The organism is Mycoplana ramosa, assembly GCF_041930185.1.
GTDB lineage: Bacteria > Pseudomonadota > Alphaproteobacteria > Rhizobiales > Rhizobiaceae > Mycoplana > Mycoplana ramosa.
On record NZ_JBHEEW010000011.1, the window covers coordinates 106,346 to 123,764 of the forward strand.

The 17,419-nt window shown below is 64.0% G+C and carries 16 protein-coding genes; 14 read left to right on the plus strand and 2 right to left on the minus strand.

The window, feature by feature from the left end; translation table 11 throughout:
* Positions 1–8 precede the first annotated feature (8 nt).
* Complete coding sequence (locus JNC62_RS15210) at positions 9–467, minus strand: FxsA family protein (RefSeq protein ID WP_374839859.1); 459 nt, start codon at positions 465–467, stop codon at positions 9–11.
* A 178-nt stretch (positions 468–645) separates the two neighbouring features.
* On the opposite strand from JNC62_RS15210, the gene JNC62_RS15215 reads away from it, so the two are divergent.
* From JNC62_RS15215 to JNC62_RS15250, 8 genes are all read left to right on the plus strand, one after another.
* On the plus strand, positions 646–1,344 hold the full coding sequence (locus tag JNC62_RS15215) for a Tim44/TimA family putative adaptor protein (protein WP_374839860.1): 699 nt from the start codon (positions 646–648) through the stop codon (positions 1,342–1,344).
* 8 nt (positions 1,345–1,352) lie between these two features.
* Positions 1,353–2,468, plus strand: coding sequence for a murein transglycosylase A (gene mltA / locus JNC62_RS15220; protein WP_374839861.1), 1,116 nt, complete (start codon positions 1,353–1,355; stop codon positions 2,466–2,468).
* Positions 2,455–3,024, plus strand: coding sequence for a Smr/MutS family protein (locus tag JNC62_RS15225; protein WP_374839862.1), 570 nt, complete (start codon positions 2,455–2,457; stop codon positions 3,022–3,024). Before mltA ends, JNC62_RS15225 begins: the two co-directional genes overlap by 14 nt.
* Entirely contained in the window at positions 3,021–3,395 is a 375-nt protein-coding gene (locus JNC62_RS15230) for a helix-turn-helix domain-containing protein (RefSeq protein WP_374839863.1), read from the plus strand. The genes JNC62_RS15225 and JNC62_RS15230 overlap by 4 nt, the downstream gene beginning before the upstream one ends.
* Before the next feature lie 138 nt (positions 3,396–3,533).
* The gene (gene gyrB, locus JNC62_RS15235; protein ID WP_374839864.1) at positions 3,534–5,969 is read left to right on the plus strand and encodes a DNA topoisomerase (ATP-hydrolyzing) subunit B; all 2,436 of its coding nucleotides are present in this window, start codon (positions 3,534–3,536) and stop codon (positions 5,967–5,969) included.
* A 268-nt stretch (positions 5,970–6,237) separates the two neighbouring features.
* On the plus strand, positions 6,238–7,644 hold the full coding sequence (locus JNC62_RS15240; protein WP_374839865.1) for a pyridoxal phosphate-dependent decarboxylase family protein: 1,407 nt from the start codon (positions 6,238–6,240) through the stop codon (positions 7,642–7,644).
* Between the two features lie 34 nt (positions 7,645–7,678).
* Entirely contained in the window at positions 7,679–9,133 is a 1,455-nt protein-coding gene (gene gabD, locus JNC62_RS15245) for an NADP-dependent succinate-semialdehyde dehydrogenase (RefSeq protein WP_374839866.1), read from the plus strand.
* 71 nt (positions 9,134–9,204) lie between these two features.
* Positions 9,205–10,005 (plus strand): HpcH/HpaI aldolase family protein, encoded by an 801-nt coding sequence (locus JNC62_RS15250; RefSeq protein ID WP_374839867.1) that lies wholly within the window; start codon positions 9,205–9,207, stop codon positions 10,003–10,005.
* 29 nt (positions 10,006–10,034) lie between these two features.
* Here JNC62_RS15250 and JNC62_RS15255 read toward each other — a convergent pair whose 3' ends face one another.
* On the minus strand, positions 10,035–10,913 hold the full coding sequence (locus tag JNC62_RS15255; RefSeq protein ID WP_374839868.1) for a GntR family transcriptional regulator: 879 nt from the start codon (positions 10,911–10,913) through the stop codon (positions 10,035–10,037).
* Between the two features lie 228 nt (positions 10,914–11,141).
* Between JNC62_RS15255 and JNC62_RS15260 the strand changes: the two genes are divergently transcribed.
* The 6 genes from JNC62_RS15260 to JNC62_RS15285 all read left to right on the plus strand — a co-directional run bounded on the left by JNC62_RS15260 (position 11,142) and on the right by JNC62_RS15285 (position 17,296).
* Complete coding sequence (locus JNC62_RS15260) at positions 11,142–12,161, plus strand: aldo/keto reductase (RefSeq protein WP_374839869.1); 1,020 nt, start codon at positions 11,142–11,144, stop codon at positions 12,159–12,161.
* A 25-nt stretch (positions 12,162–12,186) separates the two neighbouring features.
* Complete coding sequence (locus JNC62_RS15265) at positions 12,187–12,633, plus strand: RbsD/FucU family protein (protein WP_374839870.1); 447 nt, start codon at positions 12,187–12,189, stop codon at positions 12,631–12,633.
* Positions 12,634–12,841: 208 nt separating this feature from the next.
* Positions 12,842–13,831, plus strand: coding sequence for an ABC transporter substrate-binding protein (locus tag JNC62_RS15270; RefSeq protein WP_374839871.1), 990 nt, complete (start codon positions 12,842–12,844; stop codon positions 13,829–13,831).
* Positions 13,832–13,944: 113 nt separating this feature from the next.
* Positions 13,945–15,495, plus strand: coding sequence for a sugar ABC transporter ATP-binding protein (locus JNC62_RS15275; protein WP_374839872.1), 1,551 nt, complete (start codon positions 13,945–13,947; stop codon positions 15,493–15,495).
* Between the two features lie 32 nt (positions 15,496–15,527).
* Positions 15,528–16,502: an ABC transporter permease gene (locus JNC62_RS15280; RefSeq protein ID WP_374839873.1), complete on the plus strand. Its 975-nt coding sequence runs from the start codon at positions 15,528–15,530 to the stop codon at positions 16,500–16,502.
* Between the two features lie 62 nt (positions 16,503–16,564).
* Complete coding sequence (locus JNC62_RS15285) at positions 16,565–17,296, plus strand: SDR family oxidoreductase (RefSeq protein ID WP_374839874.1); 732 nt, start codon at positions 16,565–16,567, stop codon at positions 17,294–17,296.
* Positions 17,297–17,419: the final 123 nt, after the last annotated feature.

The window sequence follows — 17,419 nt, forward strand, 5'->3', positions numbered from 1 at the left end:
GGCTTGGCTCAATGACGGTCCTTCCGCGTGAAATCGCCGTGATCGAGGTCGATCGTGCGTGGCGGGGACTGTCTGGTGGCGTGCGGATCGGCCGCGGCGCCGAGGTCGACCACGACGATACGGCTTGCAAGGCGGCTCGCCAGGTGCTGCCGGATGAACGGCACCAGCAACAACAGCGCGATCACGTCCGTGACGAAGCCGGGCACGATCAGAAGCAGTCCGGCAAGAAGGACGATGGCGGTATCGAAAAACCGTTCGGCCGGCAGATCTTGCGGAAGACGTCTCTGGCGCAGCTTCGCCAAAGCCTGAAAACCCTGGCGCCGCAGCAGTGCCAGGCCGATCATCGCGGACGCAACGACCAACAGCAAGGTCGGCCCAAGACCGATGCGCCGCCCGACCACGATGAACCCGGCGATCTCCAGGAGCGGAAGAGACAGGAGGAAAAGAGCGATGAGTGGTCGTGCCATGAGCGGTGCCCGATCGTTGCCGCGTGCCTTGGGTTTGGCGGTTTTCCCGTTTCGACGACCGATGGTCAACCCTGCGCCGTGGCACAATCGAGTGAACGGTGTCGTCGACATTTGAAGATTGGGCGTTTGCGGACTATATGGAAGAATTCAAAAAAGGTGAACGGTGGTTTCGGATCATATGGGCTCATTCGACTTTGTAACGGTTTTCTTCCTCGTGGCGGCGGTTGTGATTTTCCTGCAGCTGCGCAATGTTCTTGGTCGGCGCACGGGCAACGAGAAACCACCCTTCGATCCCTATTCGCGGCGCGAGCCGGCCGAATCGGCTGCTCCGGACCGCGGCAAGGTCGTCACCCTGCCGCGCCGGGACGGAACGGAGGGCGAAGACGGGCCTTACACGCAGGTCGATGCCTTCACCCCCGCCGGGCCGCTCAACCAAGCGCTGCGCCGCGTCGTCGACGGCGACCCGTCCTTTAGTCCGAATGAATTCGTCAATGGCGCCAAGCTGGCCTACGAAATGATCGTTGTCGCCTTCGCCGACGGCGATCGCAAGACCCTGAAGAACCTACTCTCGCGCGAGGTCTACGAGGGCTTCGATGCCGCCATCTCGGAGCGCGAGAGCAAGGGCGAGGTGGTGAAATCGAATTTCGTCGGCATCGAAAAGGCCGACATCGTCGCTGCCGAGGTCAAGGACCAGGAGGTCAACATCACGGTCCGGATCGTCAGCCAGTTGGTTTCGGCGACCTACGACAAGGATGGCAATCTGATCGAGGGTGATGCGGAAGCGGTTGCCGAGGTGAACGATATCTGGACTTTCGCCCGCGATGTCCGCTCGCGCGATCCGAACTGGAAGCTGATCGCCACCGAATCGGAAGGCTGATCGGCAAGATGGAATTCCGTCTGAAACCGGTCGCTTTCCCGGATCTGCCCGGATGGACGGAGGACGATCCGACAGCGCTCTTCGATATGCTGGAGCGCTGTCGCCACCATCTCATGACGGCAAAGCCCTATCGTACCGGCTCGCTTGGCGTCACCGCCGCCGACCTGCTGCCGGCGTTGACCGCCGCAGGCAAGCACTCGCCGGAGAATCCGGCACAGGGGCGAGCCTTCTTCGAGGCCTGGTTCCAGCCGTTCCTGATCGACCGCACCGACGGGGAGCGAGGGCTCGTTACCGCCTATTACGAGCCGGAGGTCGAGGTCCGGGCCGAGCCGGACGCGGAGTTCCGCTTTCCGTTCTATCGCCGGCCGGACGATATGGTCGACATCGACGAGGCCAATCGGCCGGCCGGTTTCGATCCCTACTTCGCCTTCGGCCGCCTTCGCGACGGCTGCATCGAGGAATATCCCGACCGGGCGGCGATCGACCAGGGGCTGCTTCACGGCCGCGGTCTGGAAATCGCCTATTGCCGCTCGAAGGTAGATGTCTTCTTCATCCACATCCAGGGCGCGGCGCGCCTTCACTACCGCGATGGGACCGTCCGGCGCATTACCTATGCCGCCAAGACAGGCCATCGCTTCTCGCCGATCGGCAAGCTGCTGATCGAGCGCGGCGAGATCGATGCGGCCACGGTGTCGATGGCCTCGATCCGCGATTGGCTCGCCCGCCATCCCGAACAGGTCGACGCGGTGCTCTGGCACAATCGGTCCTACATTTTCTTCCGGGAGGCGCCCGTCGAGGATCCGGCGCTGGGTCCGGTTGCAGCCGCCAAGGTACCCATCGTCGCCGGGCGATCGCTCGCCGTCGACCGCCAGATCCATACGTTCGGCACGCCGTTCTTCATCCGCAGCGAGGGCCTGACCCATCTCGATGGCGGCGGACCCTTTGCCCGGACCATGCTGGCACTCGACACGGGTTCGGCTATCGTCGGGCCGAGTCGCGGCGACATCTTTACCGGTTCCGGCGATGCCGCCGGGGCCCTTGCGGGTCATGTCCGCAACCCTGCCGATTTTTATGTCTTCGTCCCGAGAACGGCTGCCCAGAGATATCAGCATGACGAAGGATAAGCCCCTCAGCGGCGAGGACCGCATTCTTTGGGGCAAGGTGGCGCGAAGTGCCAGGGCCCTGCCGGGCCGGCTGCAGGAGTTGGAGGCCCTGGAGGCGTTTCTCGCGCCGAAGGACGAGGTGACTCCGGTGGCTGCCGAAACGCCCGAAGCGCAGCGAAGCGTGACAAAGGATAGCGGAATCCGGATAACGACAGGCGCCCCGAGCGAGCGCCGCCTTCACCCGCTGGAGCGTCCCGTCAAGCGCAAGATCGCCAAGGGCCATCTGGCGCTCGAGGCGCGGCTCGACCTGCACGGCATGATCCAGAGCGAAGCGCACGGCCTGCTCCTGAGCTTCCTGCTCAAGGCGCACGCGCGGGGCATGCGGCACGTGCTGGTGATCACCGGCAAAGGGGCATCCATCGGCAGCGACGGGGCGCTGAAGCGCGCGGTCCCGCTCTGGTTCTCGTTGCCGGAGTTCCGTCCGCTGATCTCCTCCTATGAGCCGGCGGCGCGCAATCACGGCGGTGACGGCGCCCTCTATGTGCGGCTTGCCCGCCACAAGGCGGACCGGTCATGACGACCCCGTTCGGCGTCGCGGTCCGACACCTGCGGGCAAAGAAGGGAGTGTCGCAAAAGGAGATGGCGGCGGCCCTGAACGTTTCGCCGGCTTATCTTTCGGCGCTGGAGCACGGTCGGCGCGGTATGCCGAGCTTCGACTTTCTCCAGCGCGTCGCCGGCTACTTCAACGTCATCTGGGACGAGGCCGAGGAACTGTTCCGGCTGGCGCGCATCTCCGACCCGAAAATTACGGTCGATACGGCCGGATTGCCGCCGGAATACACGGCCCTCGCCAATCGTCTGGCGGCGGAAATTCGCGATCTGCCGCCCGAAACCATCCGGCGCCTCGCCGGCATTCTCGAAAAGGCCTGCAATAGCCGGGCAAAATGACGTGATCCCCTGATTTCTGCCGCTATTGGCGGCCACAAGATTTGGAAAGCTGGGCCAAAATCCCTATATTCGATGGGCTGGATGCGCGGTGATTCGCCGCGTCCATGCTCCTCATGGAACCCTGGAAAGACACCCCGCATGACCGATACGCATGAGACCGAAAACAGCGGCCAGGCCGAATATGGCGCCGATTCCATCAAGGTGCTCAAGGGCCTCGATGCCGTGCGCAAGCGGCCGGGCATGTATATCGGCGACACGGACGACGGTTCGGGGCTGCACCACATGGTCTATGAGGTGGTGGACAACGCGATCGACGAGGCGCTGGCCGGGCACGCCGATATCGTCACCGTGACACTGAACGCCGACGGATCGGTGACCGTTACCGACAATGGACGCGGGATTCCGACCGACATCCACAGGGAGGAAGGGGTCTCCGCCGCCGAGGTCATCATGACCCAGTTGCACGCGGGCGGAAAGTTCGACCAGAACTCCTACAAGGTTTCCGGCGGCCTGCACGGCGTCGGCGTTTCGGTCGTGAACGCGCTCTCGGTTTCTCTGAGGCTGAAGATCCGCCGCAACGGTCATATCCATGAGATGAGCTTCACCCACGGTGTCGCCGACGGGCCGCTGAGGGTGACCGGCGACTGCGGTGAGGAAACGGGCACCGAAGTGACCTTCCTGCCGAGCCCGCAGACGTTCTCCAACATCGAGTTCAACTATCAGACGCTCGAGCACCGGCTGCGCGAACTGGCCTTCCTGAACTCCGGCGTGCGCATTCTTTTGACCGACCGGCGCCACTCCGACGTCAAGCAGGACGAATTGATGTATGACGGTGGCCTCGAGGCCTTCGTCCATTTTCTGGACCGCGCCAAGAAGTCGCTCGTGCCGAAGCCTATCGCCATCCGCGGTGAGCGCGACGGCATCACGGTCGAGGTGGCGATGTGGTGGAACGACAGCTACCACGAGAACGTGCTCTGCTTCACCAACAACATTCCCCAGCGTGACGGCGGCACGCACCTTGCCGGTTTCCGCGGCGCGCTGACGCGCCAGGTCGTCGCCTATGGCGAGAGCTCGGGCATCCTGAAGAGGGAGAAGGTCTCCCTGACCGGAGACGACTGCCGAGAAGGGCTGACCGCCGTTCTCTCCGTCAAGGTCCCCGATCCGAAGTTCTCCTCGCAGACGAAGGACAAGCTCGTTTCGTCCGAGGTCCGGCCGGTGGTGGAGAGCCTGGTCAACGAAGCATTGAGCAATTGGCTCGAGGAGCATCCCTCCGAGGCCAAGGTGCTGGTCGGCAAGGTGGTCGAGGCCGCCGCCGCCCGCGAGGCCGCCCGCAAGGCGCGCGAGCTGACGCGCCGCAAGGGGGCGCTCGACATCTCCTCGCTGCCCGGCAAGCTTGCCGACTGTTCCGAGCGTGACCCGGCAAAATCCGAACTCTTCCTCGTGGAGGGCGATTCGGCCGGCGGGTCGGCGAAGCAGGGCCGCTCCCGGGAAAACCAGGCCATCCTGCCGTTGCGCGGCAAGATCCTCAACGTCGAACGCGCCCGGTTTGACAAGATGCTGTCGAGCCAGGAAATCGGCACCCTGATCACCGCGCTCGGCACCTCGATCGGCAAGGACGAGTTCAACCCGGAAAAGCTGCGCTATCACAAGATCATCATCATGACGGACGCGGATGTCGACGGCGCGCATATTCGCACGCTGCTGCTGACCTTCTTCTTCCGCCAGATGCCGGAACTGATCGAGCGCGGCCACCTCTACATCGCCCAGCCGCCGCTCTACAAGGTGTCGCGCGGGAAGTCGTCCCAGTACCTCAAGGATGAGAAGGCGCTGGACGACTTCCTGATCTCGGCGGGCCTGGAAGACGCGGCGCTCGAGCTCGGCTCGGGCGAGGTCCGCGCCGGACAGGATATGCGCGAGGTGATCCAGGATGCGCTGCGGCTGCGCGCGCTGCTCGACGGCCTGCATTCGCGCTACAGTCGCGCCATCGTCGAGCAGGCGGCCATTTGCGGCGCGCTCAACCTGGAACTGAGCCACAACCGCGAAGACTATGCCGAGATGGCCGAACAGGTGGCACGCCGGCTGGACCTGATTGCCGAGGAAACCGAGCGGGGCTGGAGCGCATCCGTCGCCGCCGATGGCGGGCTGGCGTTCGAGCGCACCGTGCGTGGGGTGAGGGAATTTGCCCATCTCGACATGGCCCTGATCGGCTCGTCCGATGCGCGCCACCTGGACCAGCTGTCGCTGCGGCTGAAGGACATCTACGCCATTCCCCCAAAGCTGAAGCGCAAGGATTCGGAAGTCGAGATCAGCGGACCACGCATGCTTCTTGACGCGATCTTCGCGGCCGGTCGCAAGGGTCTGGCCCTGCAGCGCTACAAGGGCCTTGGCGAGATGAATGCCGAACAGCTCTGGGAAACGACCCTTGATCCGAACGTTCGGTCCCTGCTGCAAGTCCGTGTTTCCGATGCCACCGATGCCGACGGGCTGTTCTCGCGCCTGATGGGCGACGAGGTGGAGCCGCGCCGCGAATTCATCCAGGAGAATGCCCTTAACGTCGCCAACCTGGACATCTGACCGGCGGCTTTGGCGGCATGGATTTGCACTGAACGGATCAAAACGCCCCGCCTCGTCGGGGCGTTTTGTTGTTGTATGGCGCTGACGCATCGGCATCGAGCGCATGCCGGCCGGCCGCGGGCCGCGTGGTGGTCCCTGTCGACTGGAAGAGCAAGGCGCCATGTCTTCCGGATCGATGGCGAGGGCAGCGCGCCTGCACGACGCCCGACTTGATCGGTCCATCGAAAAAGCATTTATGTCGATGGATTGAGCGAGGAGCGGCAACGACATGGACTCAGGTGAATTCAGGCAGTGGTCGGCCAAGGCGGCCGAATGGGGCGCGGACTACAGGCAGACCATCCGGCAGCGGCCGGTGCGACCGGCCTTGGCGCCCGGCGAAGTCGGAGCCAGCATTCCGACCAGGCCGCCTGAGGTCGGCGAACCGATGGAACGGATCTTCGCCGACTTCGAGGAAAAGATCGTTCCGGGCATGACCCATTGGCAGCATCCGCGCTTCTTTGCCTATTTTCCGGCCAATGCCGCCCCCGTTTCCGTGGTCGCCGAGTATCTCGTCAGCGCCATGGCGGCACAATGCATGCTCTGGCAGACCTCGCCTGCGGCAACCGAACTGGAGACGAAGGTGCTCGACTGGCTGCGGCAGGCGATCGGTTTGCCCGAAAGCTTTGCCGGCGTCATCCAGGATTCGGCCTCCTCGGCGACGCTTGCCGCCGTACTTGTGATGCGCGAACGGGCGTTGCAGTGGAAAGGCAACAAGAATGGCTTGCCGGGCGGGGCGCGCGTGCGCGTGTATGCCTCCGACCAGGTTCACACCTCCATCGACCGCGCGATCTGGGTTTCCGGCATCGGCGAGGACAACCTCGTCCGGATTCCGGTGGTGGGTCCGCTGCGCGGAATGGATGTCGCCGCGCTCGAGGCGGCGATCAAGGTCGATCTCGAATCCGGCTACCGACCGGCCGGGATCGTCGCCTGCACGGGTGGCACCAGCACGGGCGCGTGCGATGACATCGCCGCCGTCGTCGCTGTTGCGAGACGCTACGGGCTCTATGTCCATGTCGATGCCGCCTGGGCGGGCGCGGCGATGATCTGCGAGGAATTCCGCGCGCTCTGGAAGGGTGTCGAAGGCGCCGATTCGGTCGTGTTCAATCCGCACAAATGGCTCGGCGCCCAGTTCGACTGCTCGGCCCATTTCCTGCGCAATCCGGACGACCTCGTCCGGACGCTGGCGATCCAGCCGGAATATCTGAAGACGCACGGCAAGGACGGCATCATCAACTACTCGGAGTGGTCGGTGCCGCTCGGCCGGCGTTTTCGCGCGCTGAAACTCTGGTTCCTGATCCGCTATCACGGCCTGTCCGGACTGAAGACGATGATCCGAAATCACGTCGCCTGGTCACAGCGGCTGGCGCAGCGCCTTGCGGCGGAGCCGGATTTCGAGATCGTCACCGAGCCGGTGCTGTCGCTCTTCTCCTTTTGCCACCGGACGGATGGCGACGCGAATCAGCACAATCAGGCGCTGCTGAACGCGATCAACGATGACGGCCGCATCTACCTGACACAGACGCGCGTCGGCGAGCGCCTGGTCATCCGGTTCCAGGCGGGACAGTTCGAGATGACCGAGGCGGACGCGGAAACCGCTTTCGACGTGATTGTCGAAACGGCGCGAAAGCGCCTATAACCGCGCAAAAGCAATTCAAGCGAGGAGACCCTTCATGAGCCTGACAGACCCCACCCTTCTGCGCCAGGCGGCGCTGGTCGGGACCCGTTGGATCGACGCCGACCCGAAATCGGCGATCGCCGTGAAGAACCCGGCAACCGGCGAGCTCGTCGGCTACGTGCCGAAGCTCGGTGCCGCCGAGACCAGGGAGGCGATCGCGGCGGCCGAAAAGGCCCAGAAGGAATGGGCGGCCCGCACCGCCAAGGAGCGCGCGGCGATCCTGCGCAAGTGGTTCGAACTGATGATGGCGAACCAGGACGACCTCGGCCGGATCCTGACGATGGAGCAGGGCAAGCCGCTGGCCGAAGCCAAGGGCGAGATCGCCTATGGCGCCAGCTTCGTCGAGTGGTTCGCCGAGGAGGCGCGACGGGTCTATGGCGACATCATGCCGGGGCACCAGAAGGACAAGCGCATCCTGGTGATGAAGCAGCCGATCGGTGTCGTCGCGGCGATCACGCCATGGAACTTCCCGAACGCGATGATCACGCGCAAGGCCGGCCCGGCCTTTGCCGCCGGTTGTGCCATGGTGTTGAAGCCGGCGTCGCAGACGCCGTTCTCGGCGATCGCCATTGCGCTGCTCGCCGAGCGCGCCGGCCTGCCCGCCGGCCTGTTCAGCGTCATCACCGGCTCGGCGGCGGCGATCGGCGCCGAGATGACGGCCAACCCGACGGTGCGCAAGCTCACCTTCACCGGCTCGACCGAGATCGGCGCCGAACTCTACCGGCAGAGCGCCCCGACCATCAAGAAGCTCGGTCTCGAGCTTGGCGGCAATGCGCCCTTCATCGTCTTCGACGACGCCGATCTCGATGCGGCCGTGGAGGGGGCGCTGATCGCAAAGTTCCGCAACAACGGCCAGACCTGCGTCTGTGCCAACCGCATCTACGCGCAGGACGGAATCTACCAGGCGTTTGCCGAGAAGCTGGCCGCGGCCGTCGGCAAGTTGAAGACCGGCAACGGTTTCGACGAGGGTGTGATCCTAGGGCCGCTGATCGACGAGGCAGCGCTTTCCAAGGTCGAGGAACATGTTTCCGATGCGGTTTCCAAGGGCGGCCGGATCGTCCAGGGCGGCAAGCGCCATGCGCTCGGCGGCACCTTCTACGAAGCGACCGTCATTGCCGACGTCACGCCGGACATGGCGGTCGCCCGCGAGGAGACCTTTGGTCCGGTGGCGCCGCTCTTCCGGTTCAAGGACGAGGCGGACGTGATCGCACAGGCCAACGACACCGAATTCGGCCTCGCCTCCTACTTCTATGCCAAGGATCTCGCCCGCGTCTTCCGCGTTGCCGAGGCGCTGGAATACGGCATGGTCGGCGTCAACACCGGCCTGATCTCGACGGCCGAGGCGCCGTTCGGCGGCGTCAAGCTGTCGGGGCTTGGCCGTGAGGGTTCGAAATACGGCATCGAGGAATTCACCGAGATCAAGTATGTCTGCCTTGGCGGCATTGCCTGAACATCGTGACCAGCACCGGCCGGGCCGCACCGGCCGGTGAACCGTCAGTCGTCGCACCGAGGAATTGCGCCATGCCCGCCCCCAAGAACACGTTCAAGGCCGCCCTTCGGGAGGGCCGGTTTCAGCTCGGCCTCTGGGTCGCGCTCGGCAGTGCCTATGCTGCGGAGATCGCCTCCGGCAGCGGCTACGACTGGCTGCTCTTGGACGGCGAGCACGGTCCGAACGACATGCCGCTGCTCGGGGCGCAGATCGGTGCCCTGCGCGGCACCGTCAGTCATCCGATCGTCCGCCCGCCGATGGGCGAGGCGTGGCTGTTGAAGCAGTTGCTCGACCAGGGCGCGCAGACGTTCTTGATTCCGATGGTGGAGACGGCCGAGCAGGCGCGCGCGCTGGTGCGTGCCGTGCGCTATCCGCCGGCCGGCATCCGCGGCGTCGGTGCCGGCCTCGGACGCGCCAGCGACTTCAACCGCACGCCTGAGTATCTGACCACGGCAAATGACGAGATCTGCCTGATCGTGCAGATCGAGAGCCGGGCCGGATTGGCTGCGCTCGACGAGATCGCCGCGATCGAAGGGGTCGACGGCATCTTTATCGGGCCCTCCGATCTCGCCGCCGACATGGGCTACCTCGGCCAACCGGCGGCTCCGCCGGTGACAGAGGCGATCCGCGACGCTTTCGCGCGCATTCACAAGCATGGCAAGGCGCGCGGCATCATGACTGTTGTGCTGGAACAGGCGCACGAATACCGGGCCATGGGTGCCGATTTCATGGCGATCGGTACCGATGTCAATTGTCTGGTGAAGGCGATGGATGGGTTGCGGCGGGACTTTCTCGGCCTGGCCGGGACGCAAACGAAGGGCGGCGGCTACTGAAGCCGCCGCGAAGGTAACGGCAGGTCCGATCAGTTGATCGACTGCAGCAAGGTCTCCCGCGCCGACTTCAAGTGCCGCCGGCAGGCTGCCTCGATGCGCGCGGGGTCGTGCGACTGCAACGCCTCTATATAGGCGAGATGTTCCTCCAGCGCGCGTGCGTTGCGCTGGCGGGCATTGGTCTTGTTCCACTGGTAGTGGTAGTGGAAGACGATCGCGATAATGTCGTAGAAATCGACGATGAAGCGGTTCTTCGAAGCTTTGTGCACGAGAAGGTGAAATTTTTCGTCGAGCTCGGAGAACTCACGATAGCGGTTTTCCACGTCGGCAAGGATTTCGCGGTGGAGCGTGGCGATCGCCTCCAGTTCCGCCCAGGCCGGATGCTCGGACGGCAGGTTTGCGAAGGCAGCGGCGGAACGCAGTTCGAACATCTCTCGCACCTCGGTCAGTTCCAGCGCGAACTCGGGTGTAAATCCCTTCAGCACCCAATGGCTGTTCGGCCGCTTCTCGATCAGGCCGAACCGGCTGAACCGGATCAGGAATTCGCGTACGCTCGTCGTGCCGGTGCCGATTTCGCGGGCAAGCTCCAGTTCGTTGATTTGCATCCCCGGCTCGGCGCCGCCGGCGAGGATCCGCCGCATGAAGCTGCGCTCGATGATGTCGGAAAGCGAATCGGTCTCCTCCGTCGGGAAGCGGTCCGATGGCGCAGGCGTGCGGAGCACGACCTTGCGGCGCTTTGACCACTCGATCAGTCCGATCTCCTGCAGGCGAGCCAGGATCGCGCGGACGGTGGTGCGACTGACGCCGAGCTGGCTTCCGAGTTCCGGTTCGGATGGCAGGCGGTCGGTCTGCTCGATGAGACCGAGGCAACGATTGAAGGCATCCTTGAACACGGTGTTCTGCTTGGCCATGGCCTTCCCGTCGAATGAGTGTCGTTGCGCTTCCCTTCCGCAGCGGGAGGCGCCTTGTCCAGTCGGATGCGGCGGGGAGGGCATGTTCCCGCTCGCCGCTGCCGTCCGAGCACATAACCCATTGACCTCGAACTGTCTATTGTAGATAAAAGACAAAAGCTGGGAGGAGCAGGGGCTGAGTCCAAGGTAGGCTGCACGCAGCCTGTGCCGGGCGCAACGGGAGGCGCAATGCAGGCAAGGACCATTGGCACGACCGGTCTTTCCGTCACGGAGTACAGCTTCGGCACGGCCGCGCTGGGCGGCCTCTACCGCGCCTGCCCGCGCGATCTGGCGATGGAAACACTGCAAGCGGCCTGGGACGAGGGAATCCGGTATTTTGATACCGCACCCTGGTACGGTTTCGGCCGCGCCGAACGCGCGCTTGGCGATTTCCTGCGCGACCAGCCAAAGCGGGAATGGGTTCTGTCCACCAAGGTCGGACGTATCCTGTTTCCGGTCGCAGACGACAGGGTTCCGAACTACGGTTACGTCGACCCGCTGCCGTTCGACGTGCGCTACGATTACAGCTACGATGGCGTCATGCGTTCGCTGGAACTGAGCTATGCCCGGCTCGGGCTGAACCGGATCGACATTCTGTATGTGCATGATATCGGCGCCTACACGCACGGGGCGGAGCGCAACGCCTTCCATTTCAAGGCGCTGATGGACTCCGGGCTGAAGGCGCTGGAGGAACTGAAGTCGTCCGGCACGATCAAGGCCTACGGTCTGGGCGTCAACGAGGTCCCGATCTGTCTCGACGTAATGAAGCACGCCTCGATCGACTGCATTTTGCTGGCTGGCCGCTACACCTTGCTGGACCGGACGGCCGTTGAAGAACTGTTGCCGCTCTGCCTTGAGCGCAACACCTCTATCGTCGCGGGCGGCGTCTTCAACTCCGGCATCCTGGCGATCGGGGCGGTTGAGGGGGCGCATTTCGACTACATGCCGGCATCGAACGACGTGCTGGCGCGGGTGCGCGCGCTGGCAGAACTGGCCAGCGCGAACGGCGTGCCGCTTGCCGCCGCCGCAGTGCAGTTTCCACGTCGTCATCCGGCGGTCGCCTCCGTCCTGATCGGCACGGCCAAGCCGTCCAGCCTGCGCCGCAATGCCGAACTGCTGGGGACGCCCGTGCCGGACGCGTTCTATGCAGAGGCATCCACCTATAGCCTGGTGGCTCCCCCGCTCGGAACCGAGGCCGTTCGTCAGTAGCAAGATCACCAAAGGACTCTGGCGCATGTTGAAAGGCATTCACCCCCTTCTCGGACCCGACCTGCTGCACGCGTTGCGGACGATGGGTCACGGCGACGACATCGTCATTGCCGACGCGAATTTTCCGGCCCACGCCATGGGTCCCAGGGTTATTCGCGCCGATGGCGTCGATGCGACCAGCATGACCGAGGCGGTGTTGACGCACATGCCGCTCGACACCTTCGTGCCGGACGCAGCCTGGCGGATGCAGGTTGTTGGTGATCCGTCCGCCGTGCCGCCGGTCTGCGCCGAGTTCCAGGAGATTGTCAGCCGGCTTACGGGCGACTTCGTCGTCCGTTCGGTCGAGCGCTTTGCCTTCTACGAGATGGCCAGGAATGCGGCCTGTATCGTCGCCACCACTGAATTGCGGCTTTATGGTAACATTATTTTCAAGAAGGGCGTCGTGCTCCCGAACGAGGTCTTCGGAGCCTGACTGCCGGGCGTGGATGCCCGATGAATAGAATGTATGTTCTGCGTTGACAACATTGCGGAACCGATGTTTCATTTGCGATGACACGCTGCCCGCAGTCGACGCGGCTTGCGTCAATAAATAAATGTTTTTTATAGATAAAAACCGCCAGCCATGCGTTCAGCGGTCGGTTTCTGGAGGAGAGAACGCACCGAGAGAGGAGAACGTCCAAATGCGCATCGCCAAATCGCTTTTGTCCCGCCGCGCCTTTACCGCGCTTGCCGGCGCCGCCGTCCTGGCGGCGATGTCGCCGGCCGCATCCTTCGCGCAGGACGTCACCATCCCGATCATCGTGAAGGACACGACCTCGTTCTACTGGCAGATCGTGCTCGCCGGCGCCCGCGCCGCAGGCAAGGACCTCGGCGTGAACGTGCCGGAACTGGGCGCGCAGTCGGAAGCCGACATCAACGGCCAGATCAGCATTCTCGAGAATGCCGTTGCCGGCAAGCCGGCCGCGATCGTGATCGCTCCGACCGAATTCAAGGCGCTCGGCAAGCCGATCGACGAAGCGGCGAAGTCCGTGCCGATCATCGGCATCGACTCGGCCGCAGACTCCAAGGCCTTCAAGTCGTTCCTGACGACCGACAACGTGCAGGGCGGACGGATCGCCGCGGATGGTCTGGCAGCCGCGATCAAGGAAATGACCGGCAAGGAAGAAGGCGATGTCGTGATCCTCACCAATCTCCCCGGCGTCGGCTCGCTCGAGCAGCGCCGCGAGGGCTTCCTCGACCAGGTCAAGACGAAGTATCCCGGCCTCAAGGTGATCGCCGACAAATACGGTGACGGCCAGGCGACGACCGGTCTCAACATGATGACCGACCTGATTACCGCCAATCCGAACCTCGTCGGCGTCTTCGCATCGAACCTGATCCTCGGGCAGGGCGTCGGCCAGGCGATTGCGGAAAACAACCTCGGCAACAAGATCAAGGTCATTGCCTTTGACAGCGACGACAAGACGGTCGGCTTCCTGAAGGACGGCTCGCTGGCCGGCCTCGTCGTGCAGGACCCCTACCGCATGGGCTATGATGGCATAAAGACGGCGCTTGCCGTCTCAAAAGGGGAGACGGTGCCGGAAAATGTCGACACCGGTGCGAACCTGGTGACGAAGGCCAATATGAACGAGCCGAAAATCGACGCGCTGATCAATCCCAAGATCAAGTAGGCGCTTGACAGTCGCGTCGGCGCAGGAGCGCCGGCGCGGCTGGCATCGAACTGCGCCCCTTGAACGTCGTCGACGGCCAGGAGTCGCACCGGACATGACGGGAGGAGACGTCCATGAGTCGGTTGGAAGAGCTCGCGCATCGCCACGATGACGCGCTGTTGACAGAAGCAAGCCGCGTTGCCGCGGGCACTCCGATCCTTGAATTGAAGGGCTTGCAGAAGAACTATGGCTACGTGCAGGCGCTGAAGCCGGCGACGATGACGTTTCTCGCCGGCGAAATCCACGCGATCGTCGGCGAGAACGGCGCGGGCAAGTCGACCCTCATCAAGCTTCTGACCGGCGTCATCACCCGCACCGCCGGCGAAATCCTGTGGTGCGGTCACCCGGTTACGCTCGCCACGCCCAACGAAGCGATCGCCCGCGGCATCAATGCGGTGCATCAGGAAGTGGTCCTCTGTCCGCACCTGACCGTGGCAGCCAATCTGTTTCTTGGCGACGAGGTGAACCGAAACGGCCTGATGCGGACGAAGCAGATGGAGACGATGGCCCAGGCCGTTCTTGACGATCTGGGCTTCGGCCTGCCCGCGGATGTGCCCCTCAGTTCGTTGACGATTGGCCAGCAGCAACTCGTCGCCACGGCGCGGGCGGCCATGCGCGGCACGCAGTTCCTCATCTTTGACGAGCCGACCGCCTATCTGACGCGCCAGGAGTCCGCCCAGCTCTTCAAGCTGATCCGGCGCCTGCAGGGCGAGGGCGTGACGATCGTCTATATCAGTCATCGCCTGGAGGAGGTGTTTGAATTGGCCGACCGCGTCTCGGTTCTGCGGGACGGCACGCACGTTGGCACGCGGAATATCGGCGACACGAATGAGAACGAACTGATCGCGCTGATGATCAACCGATCGATCGAGCAGATCTACCACAAGGAGGAGATCCCGCTCGGCGAACCGATCCTGGAGACGCGCGGCCTCTCCGGGCCGGGCTTCGAAGACATTTCGCTGTCCGTGCGGGCGGGCGAGATCGTCGGCCTCTACGGCCTGATCGGCGCCGGCCGCAGCGAATTTGCGCTCGGACTCTACGGGCGCCATCCGATCTTCGCCGGCGAGATCCGCTGGATGGGCCGCAAGGTCGAGATCAGGAACGAACGGGCGGCAATGGAACTGGGCATCGCCCTCGCCCCGGAAAGTCGCCGCGACCAGGGGCTGTGCCTCAACCTGCCGATCGGTCTCAACATCAACCTTCCGGTCTTCAGAAAACTGAGCCACGGCCCGGTGATCGGCCGCGCCGATGAGGCGGCGAATGCCGACAAGCAGATCCGTGACCTCAGCATCAAGACCCCAAGCCGCCGCGTGCTCGCCTCGGCGATGTCGGGCGGCAACCAGCAGAAGATCGTCATCGGCAAGTGGCTCAGCCACGGCGCACGGCTCTTCATCTTCGATGAGCCGACCGTCGGCGTGGACGTCGGCACGAAGGCGGAGATCTACCGGCTCTTCGCCAAGCTCCTGAAGGAGGGCGCCGGCATCATCCTGATCTCCTCCTATCTGCCGGAAGTCTACGAACTGGCGGACCGACTGCACGTGTTCCGTGGCGGCAGGCTCGTCGGCAGCCACGATTTCCATGATGCGACCCACGAAGAAGTGCTCGGCGAAGCGATTGGCGTCTAGGCGAACGCGAGAGTGAAGAGGGAGAAGCAAGCATGACCATCACTTCAACGGACGCCGCAGCCGTCGCACCGCGGCGCGGGATGAACATCCTCTTCAGCCTGACGCTCATCGGCCTGCTGCTGCTTCTGTGGATCGGGCTCGGCATCGTCACCGCGAGCTTCTGGACGCCGCTCAACATCTCCAACCTGTTGCGGCAAGGCGCGATGACGGCCATCCTCGCGGTCGGCCAGACCTTCGTCATCATCACGGCCGGCATCGACCTGTCGGTCGGCGCGATCGTCGGCTTTTCCAGCGTCATCCTCGCCTGGCTTCTGCAGGCGGGCGTGCCGCTCTGGATCGCCATCGCGGCCACGCTTCTCCTGGGGGTCGCCATAGGCACCTTCCATGGCTTCGGTATCGTCCGCATGGGGCTTCCGCCGTTTATCATCACACTCGCAACCCTGACATCGCTGCGCGGCATCGGCCTGCTGATCACCAACGGCTCGACGATCTCGATCACCAACGAGACGTTCACCAATTTTGCCCGGGCCGATTTTCTCGGCATTCCGAGCCTGTTCTGGATGGTGATCATGATCGCGCTACCGGCCTACGTGTTCCTGCATCTGAGCCGCTGGGGCCGCTATCTGTTCGCCGTCGGCTCGAACAGCGAGGCGGCGCGCCTTTCGGGCGTCAACGTCAACCGCACGATCTACATGGCCTATATCCTGTCGGCGACCTGCGCGGCCTTCGTCGGTGTCTTGCTCGCCTCGCGCATCGGCATCGGCAATGCGACGCAGGCGGAGGGCTGGGAGTTGCAGGCGATCGCTTCGTCGGTCATCGGTGGAACCAGCCTCTTCGGCGCGGTCGGCTCGGTCCATGGCCCGCTGATCGGCGCCTTTATCCTGGCGACGATCAACAACGGTGCAAACCTGCTGAACGTCAATTCGTTTTGGCAGCGCATCATCACCGGCCTGCTGATCATCGTGATCGTCTATTTCGACCAGTTGCGCCGCCGCAGCAGCCGCTGAGGGTTTGGCTGATGGCAGCCGATCGGGCCAACGCGAACGAATGCGGATGCGAGGAGAGGAACATGAGCGACTACCTGGTGGGCAAAACGGCGCTGGTCACAGCCGCGGGGCAGGGGATCGGGCGGGCGTCGGCACTTGCCTACAAGCGTGCCGGCGCAAATGTGATCGCAACGGATATCAACGGCGAGGCCCTGCAGACGCTCGCCGTCGAGGGTATCTCCACCCGCCTTCTCGATGTCCGCGACGAGGCCGCGGTCAGGGGTGCCGTCGCCGAGATCGGCGCCGTCGACATTCTCTTCAACTGCGCCGGCGTCGTCCATGGCGGGACCGTGCTCGACGTGAAGGACGAGGAACTGGCATTTGCCTGGGACCTCAATGTCCGTTCCATGCTGCGCACCGTTCGCGCCGTGCTGCCGGGCATGCTGGCGCGGGGCGGCGGCGCGATCGTCAACATGTCGTCCGTCGCAAGCAGCGTGAAGGGCGTGCCGAACCGCTTTGCCTATTCGGTGACCAAGGCCGCCGTGATCGGCCTGACCAAGTCGATAGCCGCCGACTATGTCGGGCAAAACATCCGCTGCAACGCGATCTGTCCCGGAACTGTGGAAAGTCCGTCGCTGCAGGAGCGCATGCGGGCCAGCGGCGACTACGAGGCGGCGCGTGCGGCCTTTATCGCGCGCCAGCCGATGGGACGGATCGGCGCGCCGGAGGAGATCGCCGATCTCGCCGTCTATCTTTCCGGCGCAACCTATACCACCGGCCAGGCCTATGTGATCGACGGCGGCTGGACGGGCTAACGATCGTTCGCTGGCGGTTTTTGCTCCCGATCGGGCCGGAGCCCGTTCTGTTGCACCGCAGCGAAAACGTGATAGTGTGTTGATAATCGCGGATCAGCAGCATGCACCGAGCGCAGTGCGCGC

What these genes read in the sequence shown, in the direction of transcription:
- JNC62_RS15210 (WP_374839859.1), bottom strand. Translation starts at nt 467, where the DNA reads ATGGCACGACCACTCATCGCTCTTTTCCTCCTGTCTCTTCCGCTCCTG.
- JNC62_RS15215 (WP_374839860.1), top strand. Translation starts at nt 646, where the DNA reads ATGGGCTCATTCGACTTTGTAACGGTTTTCTTCCTCGTGGCGGCGGTT.
- mltA (WP_374839861.1), top strand. Translation starts at nt 1,353, where the DNA reads ATGGAATTCCGTCTGAAACCGGTCGCTTTCCCGGATCTGCCCGGATGG.
- JNC62_RS15225 (WP_374839862.1), top strand. Translation starts at nt 2,455, where the DNA reads ATGACGAAGGATAAGCCCCTCAGCGGCGAGGACCGCATTCTTTGGGGC.
- JNC62_RS15230 (WP_374839863.1), top strand. Translation starts at nt 3,021, where the DNA reads ATGACGACCCCGTTCGGCGTCGCGGTCCGACACCTGCGGGCAAAGAAG.
- gyrB (WP_374839864.1), top strand. Translation starts at nt 3,534, where the DNA reads ATGACCGATACGCATGAGACCGAAAACAGCGGCCAGGCCGAATATGGC.
- JNC62_RS15240 (WP_374839865.1), top strand. Translation starts at nt 6,238, where the DNA reads ATGGACTCAGGTGAATTCAGGCAGTGGTCGGCCAAGGCGGCCGAATGG.
- gabD (WP_374839866.1), top strand. Translation starts at nt 7,679, where the DNA reads ATGAGCCTGACAGACCCCACCCTTCTGCGCCAGGCGGCGCTGGTCGGG.
- JNC62_RS15250 (WP_374839867.1), top strand. Translation starts at nt 9,205, where the DNA reads ATGCCCGCCCCCAAGAACACGTTCAAGGCCGCCCTTCGGGAGGGCCGG.
- JNC62_RS15255 (WP_374839868.1), bottom strand. Translation starts at nt 10,913, where the DNA reads ATGGCCAAGCAGAACACCGTGTTCAAGGATGCCTTCAATCGTTGCCTC.
- JNC62_RS15260 (WP_374839869.1), top strand. Translation starts at nt 11,142, where the DNA reads ATGCAGGCAAGGACCATTGGCACGACCGGTCTTTCCGTCACGGAGTAC.
- JNC62_RS15265 (WP_374839870.1), top strand. Translation starts at nt 12,187, where the DNA reads ATGTTGAAAGGCATTCACCCCCTTCTCGGACCCGACCTGCTGCACGCG.
- JNC62_RS15270 (WP_374839871.1), top strand. Translation starts at nt 12,842, where the DNA reads ATGCGCATCGCCAAATCGCTTTTGTCCCGCCGCGCCTTTACCGCGCTT.
- JNC62_RS15275 (WP_374839872.1), top strand. Translation starts at nt 13,945, where the DNA reads ATGAGTCGGTTGGAAGAGCTCGCGCATCGCCACGATGACGCGCTGTTG.
- JNC62_RS15280 (WP_374839873.1), top strand. Translation starts at nt 15,528, where the DNA reads ATGACCATCACTTCAACGGACGCCGCAGCCGTCGCACCGCGGCGCGGG.
- JNC62_RS15285 (WP_374839874.1), top strand. Translation starts at nt 16,565, where the DNA reads ATGAGCGACTACCTGGTGGGCAAAACGGCGCTGGTCACAGCCGCGGGG.